24 protein-coding genes are annotated in these 23,769 nt (G+C 64.5%); 13 read left to right on the top strand and 11 right to left on the bottom strand.

The features are described 5' to 3' along the window. Positions 1 to 277 precede the first annotated feature (277 nt). Positions 278 to 2,740, top strand: a complete 2,463-nt coding sequence (locus ACKWRH_RS28580) for a putative bifunctional diguanylate cyclase/phosphodiesterase (RefSeq protein ID WP_445216240.1) — start codon at positions 278 to 280, stop codon at positions 2,738 to 2,740. On the opposite strand, the gene ACKWRH_RS28575 is transcribed toward ACKWRH_RS28580, so the two are convergent. From ACKWRH_RS28575 to thrS, 3 genes are all read right to left on the bottom strand, one after another. Continuing rightward, positions 2,726 to 3,985, bottom strand: a complete 1,260-nt coding sequence (locus ACKWRH_RS28575) for a serine hydrolase domain-containing protein (RefSeq protein ID WP_445216239.1) — start codon at positions 3,983 to 3,985, stop codon at positions 2,726 to 2,728. The two genes, ACKWRH_RS28580 and ACKWRH_RS28575, sit on opposite strands and share 15 nt — an antisense overlap. A 63-nt stretch (positions 3,986 to 4,048) precedes the next feature. Next, on the bottom strand, positions 4,049 to 4,612 hold the full coding sequence (locus ACKWRH_RS28570; RefSeq protein ID WP_282521145.1) for a nitroreductase family protein: 564 nt from the start codon (positions 4,610 to 4,612) through the stop codon (positions 4,049 to 4,051). Between the two features lie 93 nt (positions 4,613 to 4,705). Beyond that, on the bottom strand, positions 4,706 to 6,748 hold the full coding sequence (thrS, locus tag ACKWRH_RS28565) for a threonine--tRNA ligase (protein ID WP_445216238.1): 2,043 nt from the start codon (positions 6,746 to 6,748) through the stop codon (positions 4,706 to 4,708). 186 nt (positions 6,749 to 6,934) lie between these two features. On the opposite strand from thrS, the gene ACKWRH_RS28560 reads away from it, so the two are divergent. Together ACKWRH_RS28560 and ACKWRH_RS28555 are read left to right on the top strand one after the other, a co-directional pair. Next, positions 6,935 to 8,104: an MFS transporter gene (locus ACKWRH_RS28560; protein ID WP_445216237.1), complete on the top strand. Its 1,170-nt coding sequence runs from the start codon at positions 6,935 to 6,937 to the stop codon at positions 8,102 to 8,104. A gap of 90 nt (positions 8,105 to 8,194) precedes the next feature. Continuing rightward, a complete protein-coding gene (locus ACKWRH_RS28555; protein WP_445216236.1) occupies positions 8,195 to 8,572 on the top strand; it encodes a hypothetical protein in 378 nt (125 codons plus the stop codon). A 41-nt stretch (positions 8,573 to 8,613) separates the two neighbouring features. Here ACKWRH_RS28555 and ACKWRH_RS28550 read toward each other — a convergent pair whose 3' ends face one another. After that, a complete protein-coding gene (locus ACKWRH_RS28550) occupies positions 8,614 to 8,940 on the bottom strand; it encodes a hypothetical protein (RefSeq protein ID WP_445216235.1) in 327 nt (108 codons plus the stop codon). A 168-nt stretch (positions 8,941 to 9,108) separates the two neighbouring features. Then, positions 9,109 to 10,434, bottom strand: coding sequence for an alpha/beta hydrolase (locus ACKWRH_RS28545; protein WP_445216234.1), 1,326 nt, complete (start codon positions 10,432 to 10,434; stop codon positions 9,109 to 9,111). Positions 10,435 to 10,763: 329 nt separating this feature from the next. On the opposite strand from ACKWRH_RS28545, the gene ACKWRH_RS28540 reads away from it, so the two are divergent. Both ACKWRH_RS28540 and ACKWRH_RS28535 read left to right on the top strand, forming a co-directional pair. Then, complete coding sequence (locus tag ACKWRH_RS28540; RefSeq protein ID WP_445216233.1) at positions 10,764 to 12,131, top strand: APC family permease; 1,368 nt, start codon at positions 10,764 to 10,766, stop codon at positions 12,129 to 12,131. A 2-nt stretch (positions 12,132 to 12,133) separates the two neighbouring features. After that, entirely contained in the window at positions 12,134 to 13,348 is a 1,215-nt protein-coding gene (locus tag ACKWRH_RS28535; RefSeq protein ID WP_445216232.1) for a hypothetical protein, read from the top strand. Positions 13,349 to 13,476: 128 nt separating this feature from the next. Here ACKWRH_RS28535 and ACKWRH_RS28530 read toward each other — a convergent pair whose 3' ends face one another. Further along, positions 13,477 to 13,686, bottom strand: coding sequence for a hypothetical protein (locus ACKWRH_RS28530; RefSeq protein ID WP_085405563.1), 210 nt, complete (start codon positions 13,684 to 13,686; stop codon positions 13,477 to 13,479). 101 nt (positions 13,687 to 13,787) lie between these two features. Beyond that, positions 13,788 to 14,129, bottom strand: coding sequence for a membrane protein insertion efficiency factor YidD (gene yidD, locus ACKWRH_RS28525; protein ID WP_445216231.1), 342 nt, complete (start codon positions 14,127 to 14,129; stop codon positions 13,788 to 13,790). A 248-nt stretch (positions 14,130 to 14,377) separates the two neighbouring features. Here yidD and ACKWRH_RS28520 point away from each other — a divergent pair, with 248 nt between their 5' ends. After that, complete coding sequence (locus tag ACKWRH_RS28520; RefSeq protein ID WP_445216230.1) at positions 14,378 to 15,274, top strand: hypothetical protein; 897 nt, start codon at positions 14,378 to 14,380, stop codon at positions 15,272 to 15,274. Positions 15,275 to 15,386: 112 nt separating this feature from the next. Here ACKWRH_RS28520 and ACKWRH_RS28515 read toward each other — a convergent pair whose 3' ends face one another. After that, on the bottom strand, positions 15,387 to 15,842 hold the full coding sequence (locus tag ACKWRH_RS28515) for an iron-sulfur cluster assembly scaffold protein (RefSeq protein WP_445216229.1): 456 nt from the start codon (positions 15,840 to 15,842) through the stop codon (positions 15,387 to 15,389). Positions 15,843 to 16,083: 241 nt separating this feature from the next. Between ACKWRH_RS28515 and folE the strand changes: the two genes are divergently transcribed. The 4 genes from folE (at position 16,084) to ACKWRH_RS28495 (ending at position 19,817) form a co-directional block, all read left to right on the top strand. After that, positions 16,084 to 16,776 carry a GTP cyclohydrolase I FolE gene (folE, locus tag ACKWRH_RS28510; protein ID WP_354117657.1) on the top strand — a complete coding sequence of 231 codons (693 nt, stop codon included), beginning with the start codon at positions 16,084 to 16,086 and terminating at the stop codon, positions 16,774 to 16,776. A 46-nt stretch (positions 16,777 to 16,822) separates the two neighbouring features. After that, entirely contained in the window at positions 16,823 to 17,245 is a 423-nt protein-coding gene (gene hisI / locus ACKWRH_RS28505) for a phosphoribosyl-AMP cyclohydrolase (RefSeq protein ID WP_028150232.1), read from the top strand. A 134-nt stretch (positions 17,246 to 17,379) separates the two neighbouring features. Beyond that, a complete protein-coding gene (locus ACKWRH_RS28500; protein WP_445216228.1) occupies positions 17,380 to 18,399 on the top strand; it encodes a lytic transglycosylase domain-containing protein in 1,020 nt (339 codons plus the stop codon). 242 nt (positions 18,400 to 18,641) lie between these two features. After that, the gene (locus ACKWRH_RS28495; protein ID WP_445216227.1) at positions 18,642 to 19,817 is read left to right on the top strand and encodes a DUF2336 domain-containing protein; all 1,176 of its coding nucleotides are present in this window, start codon (positions 18,642 to 18,644) and stop codon (positions 19,815 to 19,817) included. Positions 19,818 to 20,052: 235 nt separating this feature from the next. On the opposite strand, the gene ACKWRH_RS28490 is transcribed toward ACKWRH_RS28495, so the two are convergent. After that, positions 20,053 to 20,631: an Hpt domain-containing protein gene (locus ACKWRH_RS28490; protein WP_445216226.1), complete on the bottom strand. Its 579-nt coding sequence runs from the start codon at positions 20,629 to 20,631 to the stop codon at positions 20,053 to 20,055. A 31-nt stretch (positions 20,632 to 20,662) separates the two neighbouring features. Continuing rightward, positions 20,663 to 21,208, bottom strand: a complete 546-nt coding sequence (locus ACKWRH_RS28485; RefSeq protein WP_008549760.1) for a response regulator — start codon at positions 21,206 to 21,208, stop codon at positions 20,663 to 20,665. 172 nt (positions 21,209 to 21,380) lie between these two features. Between ACKWRH_RS28485 and ACKWRH_RS28480 the strand changes: the two genes are divergently transcribed. From ACKWRH_RS28480 to ACKWRH_RS28470, 3 genes are read left to right on the top strand one after another with little or no spacing between them, the layout of a single operon-like run. After that, positions 21,381 to 21,944 carry a DUF2975 domain-containing protein gene (locus tag ACKWRH_RS28480; RefSeq protein WP_445216225.1) on the top strand — a complete coding sequence of 188 codons (564 nt, stop codon included), beginning with the start codon at positions 21,381 to 21,383 and terminating at the stop codon, positions 21,942 to 21,944. Between the two features lie 2 nt (positions 21,945 to 21,946). Then, on the top strand, positions 21,947 to 22,201 hold the full coding sequence (locus ACKWRH_RS28475) for a helix-turn-helix domain-containing protein (protein WP_135216513.1): 255 nt from the start codon (positions 21,947 to 21,949) through the stop codon (positions 22,199 to 22,201). Between the two features lie 34 nt (positions 22,202 to 22,235). Continuing rightward, a complete protein-coding gene (locus tag ACKWRH_RS28470; protein ID WP_445216224.1) occupies positions 22,236 to 22,820 on the top strand; it encodes a hypothetical protein in 585 nt (194 codons plus the stop codon). A 13-nt stretch (positions 22,821 to 22,833) separates the two neighbouring features. Here the strand turns inward: ACKWRH_RS28470 and ACKWRH_RS28465 are convergent, their stop codons facing one another. After that, on the bottom strand, positions 22,834 to 23,613 hold the full coding sequence (locus ACKWRH_RS28465) for an NAD kinase (protein WP_014494357.1): 780 nt from the start codon (positions 23,611 to 23,613) through the stop codon (positions 22,834 to 22,836). Positions 23,614 to 23,769 lie beyond the last annotated feature (156 nt).

The raw sequence follows: 23,769 nt of genomic DNA, 5'->3' as shown, positions 1-23,769 counted from the left end.
TGCGAGCGCAGCGAAGCAATCCAGAGTCTTTCCGCGGCGGCAGTCTGGATGCTTCGCTGCGCTCGCAATGACGAGGATGAAGCAGCTGTGCGCCATAACTTCAGTCTCGCGCGCACGCATCGCATTTTAGGCAACCGTCATAGTCTCTAACGGCCACTAACCAACACCTGACTTAAAACTGTCATAATCGCCGAATGGAACCCGCGACTGCGTCCTTTTTACACGGCATTAAGCGCGGCTGCATTGGATGCCCTGGGAAAGTGCGTTGGGGACTGCAATGACTGCCGCGAAGAAGATGCCGGGAAAACCGGCCGCCGAAATGTTTGACGACATCCCGGTGCTTCAACGCAAATGGCGTGCCGCGCTGAAGCCGGGCGAACGGCTGCCGCGCTATGAGGACGTGATGCTTGGCAGCCTCGGACGGCTCGCCGACCACATCGCGTTGCTGAAGAACAATGGCGCGCTCGAATTGTCGCGCAGCGGGCGATACGTGCAGAAATGGCTCGGCGAGGAGCGCTGGGATATCCCGGTCGCCGAGCTCTCGCCCGATTGCGCCACGGCGCTGTCGGAAGCTGTGGCGAGCGCGCTCGAGAACGGACGTCCGCACCAGGCAAGCGCCCATTGCGTGCGCGACGGCATGGTCCGGACCTACGATGTGCTGGCGCTGCCGACCGCCTCGCGCTGGGGCGCCACGCTGGTTGGTGCCTACATCAACGAGCGCGGTGCGCAATACAATCTTTTGGACGCGATCTTCTCGTCGACCGATGACGCCGTGGTTTCGCTGGCGACGCTGCGCGATGCCGCGGGCAAGCCGTTCGATCTCCAGATCGTGCATCACAACAAGAGCGCCGGTGCGCTGCTGAAGGTCGCGAGCGCCGGCCTGTTGTGGCGGCGGATCGGCGAGGGGAACACGCTGTTGGCCTCGCCCGACATCATGGACTTCCTGCTCAAGGTCGTCTCCGGCGGCCGCGGCGAGCAGCTCGAGATCGAGGACGACGGACGTTACCTTCGGCTCAGTGCCACCGCCTTCGCCGATCTGGTCTCGCTGACGATCTCCGACGTCACCGCGTTGAAGCGGCGCGACGCCTCGTTTCGCCTGCTGTTCGACAACAACCCGATGCCGATGTGGGTGTTCGAGGCACAGACCAAGGAATTTCTCAGCGTCAACGATGCCGCGGTCCAGCACTACGGCTACAGCCGCGCCACCTTCCTGCGGATGAAGCTGCATGAGATCTGGCCCGAGGACGAGTGGGACAGCCACGCCGAGGCGCTCGAGCGCATCGGCGACACCTATCATTCCTCGCGCAACTGGCGCCATTTGTGCGCCGACGGCAGCGAGATCGAGGTGCTCACTTTCGGTCGCCGCGTCGCCTTCGACGATCGCGACGGCTATCTGGTCGCGGTGGTCGACATCACGGAGCGGCGCAAGGCCGAGGCGCGGATCGCCCACATGGCGCACCATGACGGGCTCACCGATCTGCCGAACCGCGAACATTTCCAGCAGTGCTTGAAGCAGGCGCTCGACCAGGCCGGCGGAAAACGGGTCGGCGTGCTCTATATCGATCTCGACCTGTTCAAGAACATCAATGATTCCTTCGGGCATCCGGTGGGGGATCGCCTGCTGAAGCAAGTTGCCGAACGCCTCACCACCGCGGTGCGCGGCGGCAATCTCGCGGCCCGGCTTGGCGGCGACGAGTTCGCCGTGATCCTGGCAGCCGACGTCTCGCCGAACGAAGCCAGCGCCTGCGCGACCTTGCTGATCGACATGCTGAAGGCGCCCTACGACCTCGACGGCCAGGAGATGGTGATCGGCGCCAGCATCGGCATCGCGCTGTCGCCCGGCGACGGCACGACGTCGGAGGAACTGATGCGCAATGCCGACATGGCGCTGTACCGGGCGAAGTCCGACGGCGGCGGCGTGCACCATTTCTTCGAGCGCGAGATGGACCTCCAGGCGCAGAAGCGCCGCGACATGGAGCTCGATCTGCGCCGCGCCTTCGCCAATGGCGAGTTCGAGCTGCACTACCAGCCGCTGGTGTCGATCGCGTCCGACCGCATCTCCGGCTTCGAATCGCTGTTGCGCTGGCGTCATCCCGACAAAGGCATGATCTCGCCGGCGGAATTCATTCCGGTCGCCGAGGACATCGGCCTCATCACCCAACTCGGCGAGTGGGTGCTGCGCGAGGCCTGCGCGGAGGCGGTGAAATGGCCTGTCGACGTCAAGGTCGCGGTCAATCTGTCGCCGGCGCAATTCCGCAGCCGCAACCTGGTCCAGGTCGTGATTTCCGCGCTTGCGCAATCCGGCCTGTCGCCGAAGCGACTCGAGCTCGAGATCACCGAGTCGATCTTCCTGGCGGAGACCGACGCCAATCTTGCAATCTTGCATCAATTGCGCGAGCTCGGCGTCAGCATCTCCATGGATGATTTCGGCACCGGCTATTCCAGCCTCAGCTATCTCCGTAGCTTCCCGTTCGACAAGATCAAGATCGACCGTTCGTTTGTGAAGGATCTGGCGCAGCGGCCCGATTGCGTCGCGATCGTGCGCGCCATTTCGGGGCTTGGCCGCAGCCTCAACATCACCACGACGGCTGAAGGCGTCGAGACCGAGGATCAGCTCGACTGGCTGCGCGCCGAAGGCTGCAACGAGGTGCAGGGTTTTCTGTTCAGCGCGGCGCGGCCCGCCGCAGACATCGCCAAGCTGCTTGCCGATTTCGGCCAGCGCGCCTCACGGGCGGCGTAGCCCTTCGGGATAGCAGCCGTAGACCAGTTCCTTGAAGGCGGGCGTGATGCGACTGCGCTCGTTCTGGGTCTGCTGCATCAAGAGGTAGACCATGTCGAGCTTGGGATCGACGCCGAAATAGGTGCCGCTCCCTGAGTCCCATTTCAATTCGCCGATCGATCCGGCCGGCGGCGGCTTCGCATTGCCGGGATCGGTGCGCACACCGATGCCGTAGCCATAGCCAAAGCCGTCGCCCGGAAAATAGAAATAGTCGCGCCCCACGCCCGAACCGGGCCCGACGTGATCGGTCGTCATCGCCTTGAACACGGCGGGGCTGAGGTAACGCTTGCCCTCGAACTCGCCGCCATTGAGCAGCATCTGGGAGAAGCGTTGATAGTCGGTGATGGTCGACAGCAACCCGCCGCCACCGGATTCCCATTCGGGATGGGCGAGGCGGTCGCGCTCGCCGGCGAGCAGGACCGGGTCGTTCGGCAGCGGCCGCGCCATCCGGGCGCGCTCCTCCGGTGTTTTCAGTACGAATTTGGTGCTGTTCATTCCGAGCGGATCGAGAATGCGCTGCTTGAGGAATTCATACAGCGTCTGGCCTGAGATGATCTCGATGACGGCGCCGAGCACGTCGGTGGAATGGCCGTAGCGCCACAGCGTTCCGGGCTGGCGCGTGAGCGGCAGCTTGGCGATGCGGTCGGCGAATTGCCTGTTGTTGAAGGGCCCCTCGAAAATGTTGGCGGCCTGGTAAACCTGCATCACCCATGGGGCGCCGATATAGTCGTAGCTGATGCCCGAGGTCTGCCGCAGCAGATCCTCGATGTTGACAGGACGGATCGGCGGCTCGAGTTCGACCTTCGAGGTGCCTTCCGGCTCCACGCCCACCTTGGTGTCGGCAAAGAGCGGGACGTATTTCGACACGGGGTCGGTGAGCGCGAGCTTGCCCTCGTCGATCAGCATCATCGCGCCGAGACACGTGATCGGCTTGGTCATCGAGTGGATGGCGAAGATCGTGTCGGGCGTCATGGCGACGCCCGTCCTGGTGTCGCGCACGCCAAAGGTCTTCAGATAGACCGGCTTGCCGTGCTGCTGGACCAGGATCACTGCACCGGGCAGCCGGCCGCTCGTCACCTCGTTGTCGAAGAAGGCGGTGATGCGATCGAGGCCGTCGGCCGACGGAGCGGGGATGTCGGCGGCGCGGCTTCGCGCCATGCTGCCGGCCAAAAGCGCGGCCCCAACCAGAAATTCACGACGCTTCATCCGGGCTTCCTCCCTCGCCGGGATCAAAGCCGCAAGACGTTGGAGGCGTCAACAATACATCGATTAAAAACGCGTCACGATTTCCGAAAGGAACGGTCGCGGACGGTCTTCGCTGGGCTTGGTCGGCGTGCCGATATGAACGAGGCCGGCGAGCTTTTCGTCCGGCTTGAGGCCGAGGCCGTCCAGCACGTCGCGATCGAAGGCGAACCAGCCGGTCAGCCAGCAGGCGCCGTAGCCGAGCGCGGTCGCGGCCGTGACAATGTTCATGACGCTGGCGCCGGCCGACAATTCCTGCTCGAACGCTGGCACCTTCGGATGCGGCTTGGTGAAGCTGACGATACCGATCACCAGCGGCGCGTCGGTGAGGCGTTTGCGCTCGGTCTCGACGTTCGCCGCCGGCGCGTCCGGATTCTTGCGGGCAAAGACCCTCGCGATGACCTCGCCGGCCCGCTCGCGGGCGTCACCCTCGAAAATGATGAAGCGCCAGGGCGCGAGCTTGCCGTGGTCGGGCACGCGCGCACCGATGGTGAGGATGGTTTCGAGCTCGGCGGGGGAGGGGCCGGGCCCGGTCATCTCGCGCGGCTTGACCGAGCGACGGGTCTTCAGGAGTTCGATGGCGTCGGGCACTGCGATGTCCTCTTCGGCTGGTCGTCGGGCGTGCCATGCCGACATAAGCATGCACGCCCGCAACCGGAAGCGAATTTAGATCGATTTCAGGGATCAGGCCGCGTCGCGCGCCCGCCGGACGTCCGGTGGGGTGGCCTCGTCGACGAGGGCGGCGAGCGCCTCCACCGTCGTCATCACCTTCTGGCCGTCGCTGCCGAGTCGGCGGACCGAGACCGACTGCGTCTCGGCCTCCTTCTTCCCGCACACGAGCAGCGCCGGAATCTTGGCCAGCGAGTGCTCGCGGACCTTGTAGTTGATCTTTTCGTTGCGCAGGTCGATCTCGGCCCGAAGCCCCGCGCGCCGGACCTGTTCCAGCACCTGCTTGGCATACTCGTCGGCCTCCGAGGTGATGGTGGTGACCACCACCTGCACCGGGGACAGCCAGAGCGGGAAATTGCCGGCATAGTGCTCGATCAGGATGCCGATGAAGCGCTCCATCGAGCCGCAGATCGCGCGATGCACCATCACCGGCGCCTTCTTGCCGCTGTCATGGTCGATGTAGAACGCACCGAACCGCTCCGGCAGGTTGAAGTCGACCTGCGTGGTGCCGCACTGCCAGTCGCGGCCGATGGCGTCGCGCAGCACATATTCGAACTTAGGCCCGTAGAAGGCGCCTTCGCCCGGATTGATCTCGGTCTTGATGTGATTGTTCTGCGACTGGATCTCGCGCAGCACCGTCGCCATCACGCGCTCGGCATGATCCCACATCGCATCGGTGCCGACGCGCTTCTCGGGCCGGGTCGAGAGCTTCACCGTGAGATCGCCGGTGAAGCCGAAGTCGGCATAGGTCGACAGGATCAGGTCGTTGATCTTGAGGCACTCGTCGGCGAGCTGGTCTTCCATGCAGAAGACGTGCGCGTCGTCCTGGGTGAAGCCGCGCACGCGCATCAGGCCGTGCATGGCGCCGGAGGGCTCATAGCGATGCACCACGCCGAACTCGGCGAGGCGCAATGGCAGGTCGCGGTAGCTCTTCAGGCCGTGCTTGAAGATCTGCACGTGGCCGGGGCAGTTCATCGGCTTCAGCGCAAACCAGCGCTTGTCCTCGGCTTCGTCGCCGGCCGACTGCGCCGCGAACATGTTCTCGCGATACCAGCCCCAATGGCCCGAGGTCTCCCACAGCACCTTGTCGAGGATCTGCGGCGCGTTGACCTCGTTGTAGTCGCCGGCGAGGCGCCGGCGCATATAGGCGATCAGCTGCTGGAAGATGGTCCAGCCCTTCGGGTGCCAGAACACGACGCCCGGACCTTCTTCCTGGAAGTGGAAGAGGTCGAGCTCGCGCCCGAGCTTGCGATGGTCGCGCTTCTCGGCTTCCTCGATCTGCTTCAGATAAGCGTCGAGGTCCTCCTGCTTGGCGAACGCCGTGCCGTAGATGCGCGTCAGCATCGGGTTGTTGCTGTCGCCGCGCCAATAGGCGCCGGCCACCTTCATCAATTTGAAGGCGTTGCCGACCTTGCCGGTCGAGGTCATGTGCGGGCCGCGGCACAGATCGAACCAGTCGCCCTGGTAGTAGATCTTGATCGGCTCGTTGCCGGGAATGGCGTCGACCAGCTCGACCTTGAACGCCTCGCCCTTGTCGCGGAACACCTGCTTGGTCTTCTCGCGGTCCCAGACTTCCTTGGTGAAGGGTTTGTCGCGCGCGATGATCTCGCGCATCTTCTTCTCGATCGCGGCAAAATCTTCCGGCGTGAACGGCTCGTTGCGGAAGAAGTCGTAGTAGAAGCCGTTCTCGATCACGGGACCGATGGTGACTTGCGTGCCGGGCCACAGCGTCTGCACGGCTTCGGCGAGCACGTGGGCGCAGTCGTGGCGGATCAGCTCGAGCGCGCGCGGATCGTCGCGGTTGATCAGCTCGATCTTGGCATCGGCTTCGATGGGATCGTCGAGGTCGGCGACCACGCCGTCGAGCGCCATCGCGACCGTGCGCTTGGCCAGCGACGGCGAAATGCCCTTGGCGATCTCGAGGCCGGTGGTGCTCTTGGCGTATTCGCGCCGGGCGCCGTCGGGGAAGGTGAGGGTGATCTTTTCCGGCGGGGTCACGGGTCTCAGATTGCTGAGGCTGTATTGAAAGCCGGATTCGGATTTGGGCTGGTCCGTCATTGCTTTTCTCCTGAGGCTCACTCCTGCGAACGAGCGCAGGTAAGCGGGAACGAGCGATATATCAGGCGATTCGGCCTGTGCAATCCGGCATTTCCAAGAAAGTCGCGCGCAAAAGCTTGGGCGATGCTCCAACTATTTCGCAACGCGCCCTTTAACTGGCCGCAGGCCTGCTCTACATGCATTTGCATGGAAAATCCGCCCGCCGCCGGCCGTTTCACGCCAACCGCCCTGATGCTCGGCAATCTCGTCACCGGTTGCTCGGTGCTGGCGCCGGCGGGCATGCTGCCGGAATTGGCAACGGGGCTCGACGTCAGCATCCATGCGGCCGGGCTCCTGATTACCTTCGGCGCGATCACGCTGTGCATCGGCTCGCCGCTGACAGCCTGGCTGACCAGCCGCATCGACCGGCGGACGCTGCTTGCGACGACGCTTGCGGTGCTGGCCTTGGGCAATCTCGCCTCGGCCTTTGCGCCCGACTACACGAGCCTCCTCATCATCCGCCTGGTGATGCTCGCGGTGGGCGCACTCTATACGCCGCAGGCGGCCGGGACGGCGGCGCTGATCGTGCCGGTGGAGCGGCGCGGCAGCACGATCGCCTATATCTTTCTCGGCTGGTCGCTCGCCGCCGCCGTTGGCCTGCCGCTGATCACTTTCATGGCCAGCCGTTATGGCTGGCGCGCGGCCTATGGTGCGATCGGCGTGCTCGGCTGCGTCAGCTTCCTGTTGTTGCTGCTGCGCCTGCCTGCGGGCCTGAAGGGCACGCCGGTGGACCTGAAGACCTGGAGCGCGGTCGGCCGCAGCAGGACGATTTTGCTGCTGCTTGCGATCACGATGTTGCAAATGTCCGGGCAGTTCGTGGTGTTCACCTTCATGGGCCCGCTGCTCAAGAAGCTCACCGACGCCGGCCCGGATGCAATCGGCATGGTGTTCGGCATCTACGGTGTTTGCGGCTTCCTCGGCGTCGTCATCGCAACCCGCATCGTCGATACCTGGGGACCCTACCGAACCTCGTTGCTGTTCACCTGCCTGCTGCTTGCAGGCATCACCGGCTGGGCGCTCGGCGCGGGGAGCCTGGTGTTGATGGCGCTCGCGGTCGCGATCTGGGGCCTCGGCTTTGCCTCCACCAATTCGATGCAGCAGGTGCGGCTGGTCGCGGCTGCGCCGCCGCTTGCATCGGCGACCGTCGCGCTCAACACCTCCGTCCTCTATATCGGCCAGGCCGTCGGCTCCGCGATCGGCGGGCTGCTGTTCGCCCGCGAGCTGTTGCATCCGCTCGGCTTCGTCGCGGTCGGCTTCGTCGTCCTGGCGCTGATCCTGGTGGTTCTGACCCGGCCCCGGCCGGTTGCTGCCGCCTGACTCCGCGTTTTCGTCTGCGCAAGGTGCTTGGCAAACCGCGCGCGGGAGCGCTAGAAGGCGAGGCATGGGGACCAAAGAGAGTTGACTGAAATGAGGATGATTCTGGCGGTTGCCGCGGTGCTCTATTCAGCCTCCGCGTTTGCGCAAGCCGACAAGCCACCGATGGTGGGGGACAAGCCGCTGGTGCAGGTCCAGCCGAAAGGGACCAAAGAGGCTGCGGCCAAGCCGGCCGCAGCGCCGAAGGGCAAGCCGCAGTCGATTGCAGCACGGCTCCAGGCCTGCCTCGACCTCGATGACGGCACCAAGGATCGGCTCAACTGCTACGACGCCGTGATCGCGCCGGCGCCGAAGCCGAAGCCGGCCAAGGCCAAGGGCTACGCCGATTGCCGCTTCTTCAAGGAAGAAGACGAGCGGCTGGCCTGCTTCAACGGCTTTGCCGAGAGCATTCCAAAGCTGCCCAAGACCTGAACGTCAAGACCTGAAGATCAAGAGCTGAGAAAGCCGGACGGCTAGTCGCTGATCCGGCTGAGCACGGCCCTGAAGGCAACGCCCGGCACTTGCAGCGCGGTGCCTTCGAATTCGGCTGTGCCGCCGTCCTCACGGCCGGCCAGCGTCAGGGTGATCCTGTCGTGCCCGAACAGCGGCTTGAAGGACGGATCGTCGTTGTAGCGCTGGGTCGAAATCTTGACCTTGATGCTGTCGCCTTCCCCGACGTAGGTCCCGATGAAAGCGAAGGCGGAATTGCCGCCGCGCATCTTGCCATCCGTCACATAGACGACGCCGCAGCCGGTTCCATGAACCGTGTGGAAGTTGACCTTGTACAGTCCCTGACGCACCGTCTGTCCCCGCAGAATTCAAGCTAAAACTTGGCCGGCAAATTATGATCGTTGCCGGCGGAAGCAATCCGGTGCCTCCCGGGGATGTCGGCCATCAACATCACATTTTGATCAAAGCCTGCGACAATAGCGGGCAGCGCGGCCAAATGCCGACGCGCGCAATATCGGTTAGCGGCTCGATGCGGCCGGATTGGTGGACGCAACGCGCGTCAGCGCCAACGACGGCGTCGCCGACATCTTCACCAGTACGTCCTTGAGCGGGTCGCGGGTCCAGGCGCGCGTCACATAATCACGATGCGTGATGCCGTCGCCGGTTTCGACGAACACCACGCTGCCGGGACGGAGCGGTCCGTCCATGTCCTCGGAGACGCTGATGCCCTTTTGCCGCAGCGTGCTCATCAGCTCGCGGTCGCGCCGCGCGGTGTAGCGGGTGTAGGAGCTGACGAAGAAGCCGGAGCGGTGGCTCTCGATCCAGGAGGCGAACTTGTCCATTTCGCCGTAGACGGCATCGAGCAGGACGACGCCGCGGACGCGGTCGCTGATGCCGCCAACCTCGAGGCTCCAGGCCGTGGGCAGGAAGCCGCCGCTGTAGCCGACGATCACGATCGGCATGTTGGCGAAGGCGCGGGCGTTGTTGGGATCGCCGGTGAGCCGGGCCAGATGGGTCGCCGACTCTTCCATGAAACGCTTGAGGCCGCCCGCCTGCCAGAACTTGCCGGCGCTGGAATCGGCGGCATCGACCGCCATCTGCGGCGCCAGCAGGATAGCGTTGGCGCCGGAATCGGTGACCTGCTGCGGTACGAGTTGGCGGTCGCGCACGTCGCGCTCCAGCGTTGCGCCGTTGCCGTGGAAGAACACCACGATCACGCCCGGCTTGCGCACGTCGAAATGCTCGGGCACGTGCATCAGCACGCGGCTGTCGCTGTAGGTCTCGTCCTGCCAGTAGACGCGCCCGGAATAGCTGCGGTGGCCGCGGCGATCGCCCTTGGAGATGTTGAGGAACGGTGCGTCGGAGGCGGGGTTGTTGCCGAAATAGGGGAAGGCCGACGATTTCATGCTGACGAGCGTCGTCAGGTCTTCGCGTGCCGGACGCTGGTATGGGACGTGCGGTGCGAGTGAGGCGACCTTGTACGGCGCCTGCTCCGACTGAGGCTGCTGCTGGACGGCGCGTTTGGGCGAGAAGTCCGACATCTGCCGTTGCAGAAGACTCTCGCTCGCTGACGGGAAGCGCTCCTTGAATTGCGGGGCGGGGAAGCGATCCTCGAATGTGTCGCTGCTTGCGACATGAGGATTGGTCTTCGCTACGATTTGAACGTTGGCTTGCGAGTTCGCCGCGAGCGCCGCCGGGTTGGGGGCCTTGCCGCATTGAACCAGCGTGAGCGACAGCGGCACCAAGGCTGAGACCAGCGCGATCCGGAGCGCGCCACTGCGCGCGCCGGACAGGGTCCGATCAGCACGAATGTCAGCTCTCAGTTTCGGAGCGGCCCCGACCATCCACCCATGACCCCAAGTCATGTCCACAAGCCCAGCGGCAATATTCAAGCTAATTGAGCCGACTGGCGTTTAGGCGACGTTAAGTGTCCGGAGAAACTTCCCCAAATCCGGAATACTCAAAGGGACCATGCAATCGTGTCCTGATTGTGGGGGTGCGAAACGGGATTCTCCGGTGTTTGCGGGGCTTTATTGCTCAGGATCGTGCACAAAAGGTGCCGCAATACCGATTCCATACGCCTCATTTAACCCTTGTTAACCCTGCTTGAATTGACTGGACCAGACTGCACGATGCTCCCCACGACACGTGAGGCCTGAGGTTGAGGACCCCGATGACGGCATCAGATGTGGGACCCGCGCCCTGGACTGGCCGGCTCATGGGGAACGGGCCGGGGGTCTCCGTTCTGGTCGCGACCGCCATCGTCGTTGCCGACATGATCGGGGTCGGCGTCTTCACCAGCCTCGGCTTCCAGGTCAAGGACATCCCGTCCGGTTTCTCGATCCTGTTGCTCTGGACCGTCGGCGGCATCGTCGCGCTGTGCGGGGTGTTCTCCTACAGCGAGCTCGGCGCCATGTTTCCGCGCTCGAGCGGCGAGTACAATTTCCTCGGCCGCGCCTACCATCCAGCCTTCGGCTTTCTCGCCGGCTGGGTCTCGGCGACGGTTGGCTTCGCAGCGCCCGTCGCGCTTGCGGCGATGGCGTTCGGCGAATACGCGAAATCGGTCGTCCCCGATCTGCCGCCGATCCCGCTTGCCATCGGCGTGGTGTGGCTGGTCTCGATCGTGCAATTGACCGGCGTCAGGCACTCCTCGACCTTCCAGCTGATCTCGACCATCCTCAAGGTCGTGCTGATCGTCGCCTTCCTGCTCGCCGGCTTCGTCATCGGCACGCCGCAGCCGATTGTCTTCACGCCGCAGCCGGGTGATCTCGCGCATATCGTCAGCCCGCCCTTCGCGATCGGCCTCGTCTTCGTGATGTACTCGTTCTCGGGCTGGAATGCTGCGACCTACATCATCGGCGAGATGAACATGCCGCAGCGAGATCTGCCGCGCGCGCTGCTCGCGGGCACGCTGATCGTGCTCGTCCTGTACGTCGCGCTGAACGCGGTGTTTCTCTATTCCACGCCGGTCAGTGCGCTGGCCGGTCAGCTCGATGTTGCCAGCGTCGCCGGCAGCGCGATCTTCGGCAGCCTCGGCGGCCGGATCGTCGGTGCGATGATCTGCGTCGGCCTGATCTCCTCGATCAGCGCGATGATGTGGATCGGCCCGCGCGTGATGATGACCATGGGCGAGGACATTCCGGCCCTGCGCGTGTTCTCGAAGCGATCGGTGAGCGGCGCGCCGGCCTATGCCATCCTGTTTCAGCTTGCCGTCGCCAATCTGCTGCTGTTCACGCGCAGCTTCGAGGCGGTGCTCGACTTCATCCAGTTCGCGCTGCTGTTCTGTTCGTTCTTCACGGTCGCCGGCGTCATCAAGCTGCGCATCACCGATCCCGACCTGCCGCGGCCCTATCGCGCCTGGGGATACCCGTTCACGCCGCTCGCTTTCCTGCTCGTGACCGCGTTCATGATGTACTACCTGTTGACCGAGCGGCCGGTGCAGTCGCTGGCGGGGATGCTCCTGATGCTCTCGGGCCTGTTGATCTATGCTGCTTTCCGCAGGCGGCCGGTCGCCGCTGGCACGTCATCACACCGCGAATAGACATGTTTCGACCCCTGAGAATTGCGGCCGTCGCTCTTGCCCTGCTGGCCGCGGCCGTCTCGTCTGCACGTGCCGCCGACGTCACCTTCGATGATGCCGCGCGCTTTCTCGCGGGCATGCAGCCTTCGCCGGACTCGCCGCTGGTGCCACTCACCAAGGACCCGGGCTGGCAGCGCCACGCAAAGTTCTTCGACGGCGCCTTCGCCCAGCTCGAGCAGCGGCAGCTCTCGAAGATCCGCAATTGGGCCGACGTCAATCTGGCCGCGCCCCGGCCGACCATGTTCTACTTGTTCAGCGGCCCCGACTTCCTCTACGCCAACGCGTTCTATTCCAAGGCCAGCACCTACGTGCTCGGTGCGCTGGAGCCGGTCGGCGCGGTGCCCGACCTGACGCGGCTGCCGCGCGGCTCGGTCGGTGCCGCGCTCTACAATGTCGAGCGTTCGCTCGGCTCGATCCTGAGCTTCTCCTTCTTCATCACCAAGCACATGAAGGTCGACCTGCACGCCAACCAGGTCAACGGCACGTTGCCGATCCTCTATGTCTTCCTCGCGCGCTCCGGCAAGACGATCCGAAATGTCGAAATGATTGCGCTAGACGACAAGGGTGGGGTGCATACGGGAGGCGACAATCCGGGACGGAACGCGACGCGCGGTGTCCGCATCACCTTTGCCGGAAGCGACGGCGAGGCGCGCACGCTGTACTATTTCTCGACCGATCTCTCCAATGCCGGCGCGCGGGCCGCAGGCTTCCTGAAGTTCTGCGGGACGCTCGGCCCAGGCAACAGCCTGCTCAAGAGCGCGTCCTATCTCCTCCACAAGGGCGACTTCACCGTCGCTCGCAACTGGCTGCTTGCCAACAGCGCAACCATCATCCAGGACGATTCCGGCATTCCGCTTGCGAACTACAATGCGCAACAATGGCGGTTCTTCCCGTTCGGCCGCTATCTCGGACCGATCGACGAATTCCCCGGCCGCTACCAGGAGCGCTACGCCGAACTGTTCACGCGCGCCCAGCCGATCGATTTCGGCGTCGGCTATCGCTGGCGGACGCATGAATCGAACTTGCTGCTGTCGGTGAGGGTGCCGGGAAGCGAGATGGCGCCGGCTGCGGAGAACACATCGTCCGCCGAGCCGTCGCCAAAGCCGCCGCGTCCGAAGCGCCTGCGGCCGCCCGAGTCGATCCCGCCACAGCCCGGGCGCTTTTTCTGGTTTCGCTAGGTTGTCTGTTGAGGCGGGTGTCACGGGCTCGGGGCGATGACAACCGGCCGTACGAACGCGAACGCTATCTGATGGTATGTCGCCAAACCCGATAAGGGTCGGCTGGTGCTCGATCTCTAACGTCCAGCCTACCAGTGCACGCTCTGGCTCGGCACGATGAAGGCCGTGGTGCTCGGCGCCGTGGCAAGGCTCGTCGCCAGATACCAGCCGGAGCCGACCACGAGCGCCAGCAGCGCAATGATGGCAATCATGTCGAGGGTTCTGGGGTCGTGATGCCCTCTGGAACCAGGATGTGGACCAAGCCTGAAGTGAAAATGAGGGCTGATTTTCCAGCGCATTCTTGTTTCCTCCCGTGGGAGCATCACAACAACGCGAGGGGGAAGTTCCGGTTCCATTCAAGGCAGCGATGCGCAAAGCACCGCGGCGTTCCTGGTGATATTCAGGATGCGTTGACGCCGCGCCAGCGGCCGTAGCGCCACGGCAGATACCAGCGCGCGCCTTGCGGTGCGGTGAGGGGGACGTTGTCGATGCCCGAGGTGCCGAAAGGATTGCAGCGAAGCAGTCGCGCGAGCGTCATCCAGCCGCCGGCCCACAGCCCGAAGCGTTCGATCGCCTCGTCGCCGTAGACCGAGCAGGTCGGCAGGTGCCGGCAATTGTAGCCGACAAGCGGCGAGAGCGTGTGGCGGTAGAGCCAGATCAGTGCGCGGCCGAATCGGCGGGGGAGCCGGAGCGCGCCCTCGACGATGGGAGTGGAACAGTGCTCGCAGGCTGAATGCTTCATGGGCGCTGTGCTGCGATCGTGAGCGAGGTATTGCGCGGTTCCGGCGCAGGGAACCGCAAGTTGTTGTTTCTGCGCCATATTTATCGTGCTTTTTGGGAGCAGTGCAGCAACTACCTGTGGACGATCTGTATTCCCCCGGATACCATTTTTATGACGTCCGTGTGTAGAAACATACGCCCGTATGATGGACTCAGAGGGCGCTACCGAGGATTGTTGGGGGAGCTTTGGGGCTTGGGGAAGGAACCAGATTGAGACTTCTGAACTCCCTTGATCGTCGCGGCTGGTTGTTACTTGGGGCCGCCGCACTTGGCGCCGCGCTCTTCGGAGCTGTCGCCACGACCGGCACAACGGCTCATGCCGGTGCCGCCCTCGAAGAGCGCAAGCTGCCGATGAAGTTCAACTGGGTCGCCTGCGACCCGAACTGCCGCGGCTGGGTCAGCGCGGTCGGCATCATCACCGCCGATACGCCGAGGGATTTCGAGGAGTTTTCGCGCGGACGCCAGCTTGGCGGCGCGACTGTGGTGCTCGATTCCAGCGGCGGTTCCGTCAACGACGCGATCACGCTCGGCCGGCGCTTCCGCAATCTCGGACTTTCGACCACGGTCGGCATCAGCGTTCAGAACCGCGGCGGGCAGTCGGCCCGTCCGGCGGTTGCGCCCGAAGCCTATTGCGAATCGATGTGCGTGTTCCTGCTGCTGGCCGGCAAGAAGCGCTACGTGCCGGAAGCCGCTCATGTCCGGGTCCACCAGATCTGGATGGGCGATCGTGCCGACGATGCAAAGGCGGCGAGCTACAGCGCGCAGGACCTGATGATCGTGGAACGCGACATCGGCCGGCTTGCCAAATACACGTTCGATATGGGCGGCGCCGGCGATCTGCTCTCGCTCGCGCTCAGCGTGCCGCCGTGGGAAGATCTGCACGAGCTGGATGCTGGCGAGCTGCAGCTCACCAATCTCGTGACCACCAATCTGGTGGCCGACGTGCTGCCGCATGTGGACGTCACGGCGCCCGCGGTGGCGGAACTTGCGCCGAAGACGCAGGCGAGGTTCGGCGCGGAAGCGGAACCGCAGCCCATCAAGTCGACCAAGACGGCGGAGGCCGTGGTGCCGACCGGTGCGGCGCAAAGCGCAGGCTCGCAGAAGTAGGATTCCCTAATCGTCATGCCGGGGTGTCGCAAAGCGACGAAGCCGGAATTCAGATGTCGCAGCGTGAGCGTCCGGGTCCGCGCCGGCGCGCGCCGGAATGACCTCGACCAAATCAGCCCTGCGCCGTGGCCGGCTGCTTGGCTTTCGCCTCGATCTGGCCGATGGCATCGACCACGGCATCGAAGGTCAGGAGGGTCGAGGCGTGGCGCGCCTTGTAGTCGCGGACCGGCTCGAGGAACTTGATCTCTTCCCATTTGCCTTCAGGAGGCGCGCCGTTCTCCTTGAGCATCTTGCGAACGGTTTCGCGTAACTCGCGGAGTTCGCTCGCGGTCGAGCCGACGATGCGACTTGCCATGATGGATGAAGAGGCTTGTCCGAGGGCACAGGCCTTCACGTCATGGGCGAAGTCGGTGACCTTGTCGCCCTCCATCTTGAGGTCGATCTTCACGGTCGAGCCGCACAACTTGGAGTGGGCGGTGGCGGTGGCGTCGGGCTCCGGCAGCCGTCCGAGGCGTGGAATATTCCCGGCCAGTTCGATGATCCGCTTGTTATAGATGTCGTTCAGCATGTGATGGAGTCCAACACTTCCGCACCGGATCGGCCTTGGCGGGCGCCGTCCACGGTCCTATATAGGGGCGGAACTCGCGGAAAAACAGTCCAGCGGTGCGGCGGCAGCGTCCAGATCTGCGCTGCCGGCGTGATGACCCAAGGGCCTTTTTCGCCAAAACTGTTTCTCTTCAGGCGTCCGGCGGCTTGCCGCCCCGTCTGCCGGTGACACTCCGGCCGTGAGGCCGTCGAACGGAGTAGACATGGACGCTACGATCAAATCCATCCGCCCGGGCAAGCCCTCCGACCGCCAGCCCGAGAGTCGCCCGGCTGAGCTCGACCCTGCCGAATTCCTCGCGGCCGCCGTCCGCGCCGACCAGCCGCGCCCCGCGCGCGCAGAGGCGGAAGCAGCCGTGAAGACGCTGCTCGCCTATATCGGCGAGAACACTGCGCGCGAAGGCTTGCTCGACACGCCGCGCCGTGTGGTCGAGGCCTTCGACGAGCTCTATCAGGGCTACCACCAGTGCCCGGCCGAGGTGCTCGACCGCACCTTCGGCGAGACGGCCGGCTATGACGACTTCGTGCTGGTGCGCGACATCGAGTTCACCTCGCAGTGCGAGCATCACATGATGCCGTTCTACGGCAAGGCGCACATCGCCTATACGCCGGTGGAACGCGTCGTCGGCCTGTCGAAGCTTGCGCGTCTGACTGACATCTTCGCCCGCAGGCTCCAGACCCAGGAGCACATGACGGCGCAGATCGCGGCGGCCATCGACGAGATCCTCAAGCCCCGCGGCGTTGCCGTGCTGATCGAGGCCGAGCATACCTGCATGTCGGTGCGCGGCGTTGCCAAGCATGGTGCCTCGACCTTCACCAGCCGCTTCACCGGCATGTTCCGCGACAATCCGGCGGAGCAAGCCCGCTTCCTGTCCCTGGTGCGAGGCGCGACGCGCTGACCTCGCGAAGGTCTATGTCCGCGTCATGCTCCAAGCGAGGACGCCCGTGTCCGCTCACTCCCATGAGATCGAGGAAGGCCTCGCCTTCCTGCCCAGGTTCGACGCCGCCGGCCTCGTGACCTGCGTGGCGACCGACGTTGCCACCGGTGACGTGCTCATGGTCGCGCACATGAACGACGAGGCGCTGCGCAAGACGATTGCGACCGGCGAGGCCTGGTACTTCAGCCGATCGCGCAATGCCTTGTGGCGAAAAGGTGAGACGTCGGGTCAGACCCAGCGCGTGGTCGAGATCCGCACCGATTGCGACCAGGACGCGGTCTGGATCCGTGTCGAGCAGATCGGCGCGGCTTGCCACACCGGCCGCCGGTCCTGCTTTTACCGCAAGGTCGAGGCAGAGGGCGGCGGAGCGAAGCTGGTCTTTGTCGATGCGGACAGGTTGTTTGATCCGGACGCCGTTTACAAGAAATAGCCGGCCGTCACCCCGGGTTCGGGCCGGAATGACGGCGAGCAGATTAACCCCGCATTAACCATACCTGTCCCACGGTGAGACGACAGGCGCCGAATTGCCGGCGTCGCTCAACGCCGCGGGGCGGGCACTCCATCATGTCGGTCGACAATTCCAGTGCCTCCCAGACGACGGGTCTCGATCCGTCGCGGGCACGCGTCGCCGGCGCGATCAAGCAGGTCTCCAACCGGACGGGCGTCAGCTTCCAGTACATGCTGACCACCGCCAAGATGGAATCGGATTTCGATCCGACGGCGGGAGCCACCACGTCGTCCGCGCACGGGCTCTACCAGTTCATCGACCAGACCTGGCTTGGTACGGTGAAGGAGGCGGGCACCCAGCTCGGCTATGGCAATTATTCCGACGCCATCACCAGGACATCGTCGGGCAGCTACGCTGTCGATGATCCCGCCATGAAGCGGTCGATCATGAAGCTGCGCGACGATCCGGAAGCCGCCTCCACCATGGCCGCGGCGCTGACGCAGTCGAACAGTTTCAAGCTCACCGGACTGCTCGGCCGCAGGCCGTCTGACAGCGAACTCTACATGGCGCATTTCATGGGTGTCGGCGGCGCCGCAAAGCTGATCGCCAATGCCGAGGACAATCCGCAAGCGGTCGGCGCGCGGCTGTTTCCCAACGCGGCCTCCGCCAACCGCTCGATCTTCTACGCCAGGGACGGCCGCGCGCGCAGCATCTCCGAGGTCTATTCGGTGCTCGACGCGCGCTACGCCAGCGCGGCGAATTCGAAGACGACCCGCAGCGCAATGGCGATGTATGGCGACATGCCATCCACGACGCAGGTCGCAAGTGCCAACGGCGTGCAGCCCAGCGCGCCTGTCATCGACAATGCCGCTTATCTGCAGACCTTTCCGGAGGCGCGCGGCGTGACGCCGGTGAGTGCGACGTCGTCGGCAACGGTTGCAGACAATACGCCGATCACACCCGCATTCCGCTCGATCTATCAGCCCGGCGATACCACGCAGCCGGTTTCGACCACGGTGCAGAAATTGTGGGGCAACAACGCCTCGCTTGCCTCGATCGCATCGGCGACGCCTGACGTGCGTCCGCCGCAACCGCTCGATCTTTTCAGCGATCGCAGCGGTACGTTCTCGAGCTGATATCGTCGCGCGAATAACCCGCTCTCCGGCCACTCTCGAACATTGTGACCCCGGCTCAGCAGCGCACCAGGACGTGCTGCGCTGCGTCCGGGGCACGTGCGGCAGGCGGCTTTGTTCCCTTAACAAAACGTCAATAAAACCAGCCAGTTATGGTGAACGCTTTGTTAAGCGTCGTGGTTTATTTTGTGTTGCAGGTGACAAGCCGTCACCGCTTCGTCTTCGTTGCGTAAGCCGGAAGCACCATGATCGTTCGGCAGTTTATCAATTGGATCAGGACGGCGCCCGCCGGCGAGCGGGCCGAGGCGACGCGGGCATTGGCCCGGGCCTGGCTGATCTCAGACCTTTCCCATGACGACCGTATCGCGGCCGAAGGCGCGCTCCTGATGCTGCTCGACGATCCCTCGCCGCTGGTGCGGCAGGCGATGGCCGAGGCCTTTGCGCGCAGCCCGGATGCGCCGGCGTCGATCGTGCGGGCGCTGTCGGCGGACCAGCCGACCGTCGCGCTGCCCGTGCTCGAACATTCGCCGCTGCTGATCGACGCCGATCTCGTCGACATCGTCGCAACCGGCAATGACGAGGTGCAATGTGCGGTCGCCCGCCGCATCGCGTTGCCGGTATCGGTCTGCGCCGCCATTGCCGAAGTCGGCTGTGCAGCGGCAGCCCTCGAGCTGATCGAGAACCCCCACGCCGAGCTTGCGCCGTTCTCCTGGGACCGCATCGTCGAGCGTCACGGACATCTCGCCGCGATCCGCGAGGCGATGCTGGTGCTGGAGGATCTGCCGGCCGCGACGCGCGCAGCCCTGGTGGCCAAGCTCTCCGAGACTCTTGCGCAATTCGTCGTGGCGCGGAACTGGCTGAGCGCCGATCGTGCCGAGCGCATCGCGACCGAGGCGCGCGACCGCTCGACCATGAACATCGCGGTGCGCTCGCGCGGCGAGGACATGCAGGGCCTCGTGCGCCACCTGCGCATCACGGGCCAGCTCACCGCCGGCCTCATCCTGCGCGCGCTGCTGTCGAGCAATCTCGATCTGTTCGACGCGGCACTCGCCGAACTCGCCGACCTGCCGCTGGCACGCGTCTGCGCGCTGCTGCATGACCGTGGCGGCAACAGCCTGCACGCGCTGCTCCGCCGTGCCGGACTTCCCGAGGCGACCTTTGCGGCGTTCCAGGTCGCGCTCGATGCCTGCCACGAGCAAGGTTTTGTCGATACCGACGACGGCGCGGCGCGGCTGCGCCGGCGCATGGTCGAACGCGTGCTGACCCATTGCGAGACCGACCGCGGCGTCACCGAACCCCTGATGGTCCTGCTCCGCCGCTTCGCCACGGAATCCGCGCGCGAGGAGGCAAGGCTGTTCTGCGACGAGCTCGTCGCGGATGACGCGCTTGATCCGATCTATGATGATTTGATTGCGGCATAACGAGATGCCGTAGGGCGGGCAAAGGCGCGCAGCGCTGTGCCCACCATTTCTCTGCATCATCCAGGCTGAAGGGTGGGCACGCTCCGCTTTGCTCACCCTGCGATGCTGATTGTGGCGATAGAGCACCCCCACACTCCGTCATTGCGAGCGCAGCGAAGCAATCCAGAATCCCTCCGCGGAAAGAATCTGGATTGCTTCGCTGCGCTCGCAATGACGAAAGGAGAGAGCGGAGTTCTTACTCCGCCGGCACGATGCTCGGTGCCAAAATCACCTCGAGATGCTCGGGGCGGTCGCGGTTGACGTGGGCGAGATAGTCGTCGGCGACCTTGCGCAGGCGGCGGCTGAGCTCGGCCGAGACGCTGATGCTGTCGAGCTTGGTGTTTTCATGCACGATGGCGAGGATGGCGTTGATGTGGTGCGTGAACAGCTCGGCCGGCACCTTGTCGAGATTGGGCGCGTGCTCGATGATGCGGCACAGGCTCTCCGCAACTCCCGCCGCCGCCGGATAGCCGAACGTCGCAGCGTCGCCCTTGATGTCGTGCGCGGCGCGGAACAGCTCGTCACGCCGCTCCTTGGTGAAGCCCTCATGGCGGATAGCGACGTAGGCGGCCGACAGACGATTGACCTCGGTCGTCATCCAGTCCTTGAACTCACCGGCGAGGCCCGCGAGCGCCTGCTCGGCGCGGGCGACCGGATCGTCCAGGTCCTTTTCTTCGACACGGCGCAGAACCTTGCGCAGCGGATTGGGCTGCGTGATCACTTGGTGCGTGGCGAAGGCCGTGACCTCAATGTCCTTTGCGCCGTTCTTCGCCATGATGTCTGCCCCGATCGTGTGAGACGTTGCGCTAGATGGAGGAACGAGCCTTGTCGAGCAGCGAGGGTTGCTGGAGCACCTCGTGCTTTTCGCCGACGCGGCGCTCGGGGCCCATATAGGCGGAGTTGGTGTTGCGGCGCCGGTCCGGACCGAAATAGGTCTTGGTCTTGATGAAGGGCCGGGGATTGGCGACGACGTTGAGGATGCGCTGGTAGAGGCCCTTGGCGGAGATCGGCTTGGCCAGGAATTCGGTGACGCCGGCATCGCGCGCGACCGTGACGCGGCGCTTCTCGGAATGACCGGTCAGCATGATGATCGGCGCGTAAGGATTGCCCTTGGATTCCGGCTGCCGGATCATCTGCGCGAGCTCGAGCCCGTCGAAGATCGGCATCGCCCAGTCGGTGATCACGATGTCGGGCACGTAATGGCTGTACATTTCCAGCGCGGTGGCGCCGTCCTCGGCCTCGTAGACCTCGCGCGCGCCGAAGGAGTGCAGCAGCGTCCGCAGGATGCGGCGCATGTGCGGATTGTCGTCGCAGACGAGGAAGCGCAGCTTGTTGAAATCGATGCGGAACATGACGCCTGGGCCAGAGCGGTCAACTTTCGTTAACCATATCGCGGCGGGGGTTAAGGAAGGGTTGCTGTCGCCATTTCGCGGCGTACGTGACGAGGGAAAGGTTTAATATCGTAATTATGCCATTTTTTATTGTAAAACAATAAAAATATACAATTGAATGGGAGCTAATCCGATGAGCGTCGTCGCGTTTCCTTTTCCTGCGCCGGTCGAGCCGCGGTTGCGGCGCATCGGACGGATCGTGGCCGTCGGCGCGCTCCTGTGCGTCGCCGGCGCCGTGCTTGCGGTGCCGCTGCTCTGGTCGAGCGACGAAATGCTCCGGCACTGGATCGCGACCCAGTCCTCGCTGGGGGCGCGGCCCTTCACACTCAACCTCAGTACGCGCCTCGCCGGCGCCCTGATCAGCCTGATCGGACTTGTGCCTGTTCTCTACGCCTTGTTGCAGCTCTCGATGCTGTTCTCCCGTTTCGCGCGCGGCGAGGTCTTCGTGACCGATAACGCCTGGCGCATCCGCCGGATGGGCCTCGCGCTGATCGCCAACGCGCTGATGTCGCCGCTGGTGCAGATGCTCACCACGATCAACCTGACGCGGGCCAACCAGCCGGGCGAGCTCGTGGTCATGTTCGGCATCGAGCAGTCGCATGTGCTGTCGGTGCTGAGCGGCCTCGCGCTCGTCGCCTTCGCAACCGTGATGGCCGATGCCGTTCGCGTGTGGCACGAGAACAGCGAGATCATCTGACCATGCCGATCATCGTCAACCTCGACGTCATGCTCGCCAGGCGCAAGATCAGGTCGCGTGAGCTTGCCGCGCGCATCGAGCTCACGGAGGCGAACGTCTCCCTGCTGAAGTCGGGCAAGGTGCGCGGTATCCGCTTCGACACGCTCGAGCGGATCTGCGCCGTGCTCGACTGCCAGCCCGGCGATATCCTGGAATATGTCCCCGAGAACGCGGACGACGCGCTGGAGCCGCGCGGGGCCGGCCGGAAATCAGCCTAGCCAATCCTTCAAGTCCAGATTGGAGATGCCTGCGATGAACCGCCTGACGCGTGTTCTTGCGAGCGCGGCTGCGCTCATGCTTGCCGGTTGCAGCTCGGTGCCGCTGACATCGATCCCGCCGCTTGCCCGCATCGATGCCAGGACGACGGATCTGTCGATGCTGCGCGTCGCCGTGCAATTGCCTGACGTGCTGCGGCCACGTTCGGGCGGCGTCAAGCTCGACGTCGTCACTAAAGTGGCCGGCGAGGCCGAGACCAGGACGAGCTTCGCCATGATGGAGTTGAGCGACCCGCGAGATCGCGCCGGCCTGCTTGCGCCACCGCAGGGCTCCTCAACCTACGCCTTTCGCTTGTCGCCGGGCGATGCCGCGCGCTTCGAAGCGCTGCGTGCGTCGATGGTCGAGCAGGGGAAGCAAGGCAAACGCGGGTCGATGGGGCTCGGCGTGGCAGCCAGGGAATTCTGTCGCGCGAATGCGGCGCCGCAGGGATCGCTGCCTGTCACGATCTATCTGATGACGTCGGAGACGAAGAGCTTCGTTCCCGTCGTCAGGAATTTCGATCTGCTCGGTGATCCCGCCATGGCGGGCGGCCTGGAATCGATTCAGCCTTGCGGCCAGTGATCCGCGCCGGCGCTCAGTAGCCGAACTGCTCGCGCAGGATGCGCTCTTCCAGGCTATGGCCGGGGTCGAACAGCATGCGCATCGAGATGGTCTTGTCGGACAGGACTTCGACGCGGCGGACATCGCGCACCTCGTCATGGTCGGCCACCGCCGCCACCGGCCGCTTGTCGCCCTCCAGCACCTCGATCACGACGTAAGCCGTATTGGGCAGGAGCGCGCCGCGCCAGCGGCGCGGGCGGAAGGCGCTGATCGGCGTCAGCGCCAGCAGCGCGGCGTTGATCGGCAGGATCGGTCCCTGCGCGGACAGATTGTAGGCGGTGGAGCCGGCGGGCGTCGCGACCATGATGCCGTCGGCGATCAACTCGGGCATGCGCTCGCGCTCGTCGATCAGGATGCGCAGGCGCGCGGCCTGATAGGTCTGCCGGAACAGGGCGACCTCGTTGATGGCGTGATGCAGGTGAACGCGGTCATTGACGTCGGTCGCGCGCATCAGGAGCGGGTTGATCTCGGATTCCTGCGCCGCCTCGAGACGGGCGCGAAGGTCGACCGTCGAGTACTCGTTCATCAGGAAGCCAACGGTGCCCCGGTGCATGCCATAGATCGGCTTTCCCGAGTGCATGTTCTGGTGCAGCGTCTGGAGCATCAGTCCGTCGCCGCCGAGCGCGACCACGACATCGGCGTCTTTCGGGTCGCAATTGCCATAGTCCCGGGTGAGCTGGCCGAAGGCGGTTTGCGCCTCGCTGCTTGGGCTCGCGACGAAGGCGATCCGGTTGTATCGCGCTGGCTTGGTCATGGCTTCCGGGCAGGGCCGCTGGCTGGAGAAAGTTCCGCCGGGCTCGTCTATACGACCTGGGCCTCCATTGTCGAGAAGGACCACTGTTCAAGGCAAACAGCGCCCATCCCGATTCTGGGCAAATCCGGGTCGATTTGTGCCCGCCCGGCTTCTTCA

This window comes from Bradyrhizobium sp. Pa8 (assembly GCF_052588265.1).
This window is presented reverse-complemented; position numbering and strand designations above follow the sequence as displayed.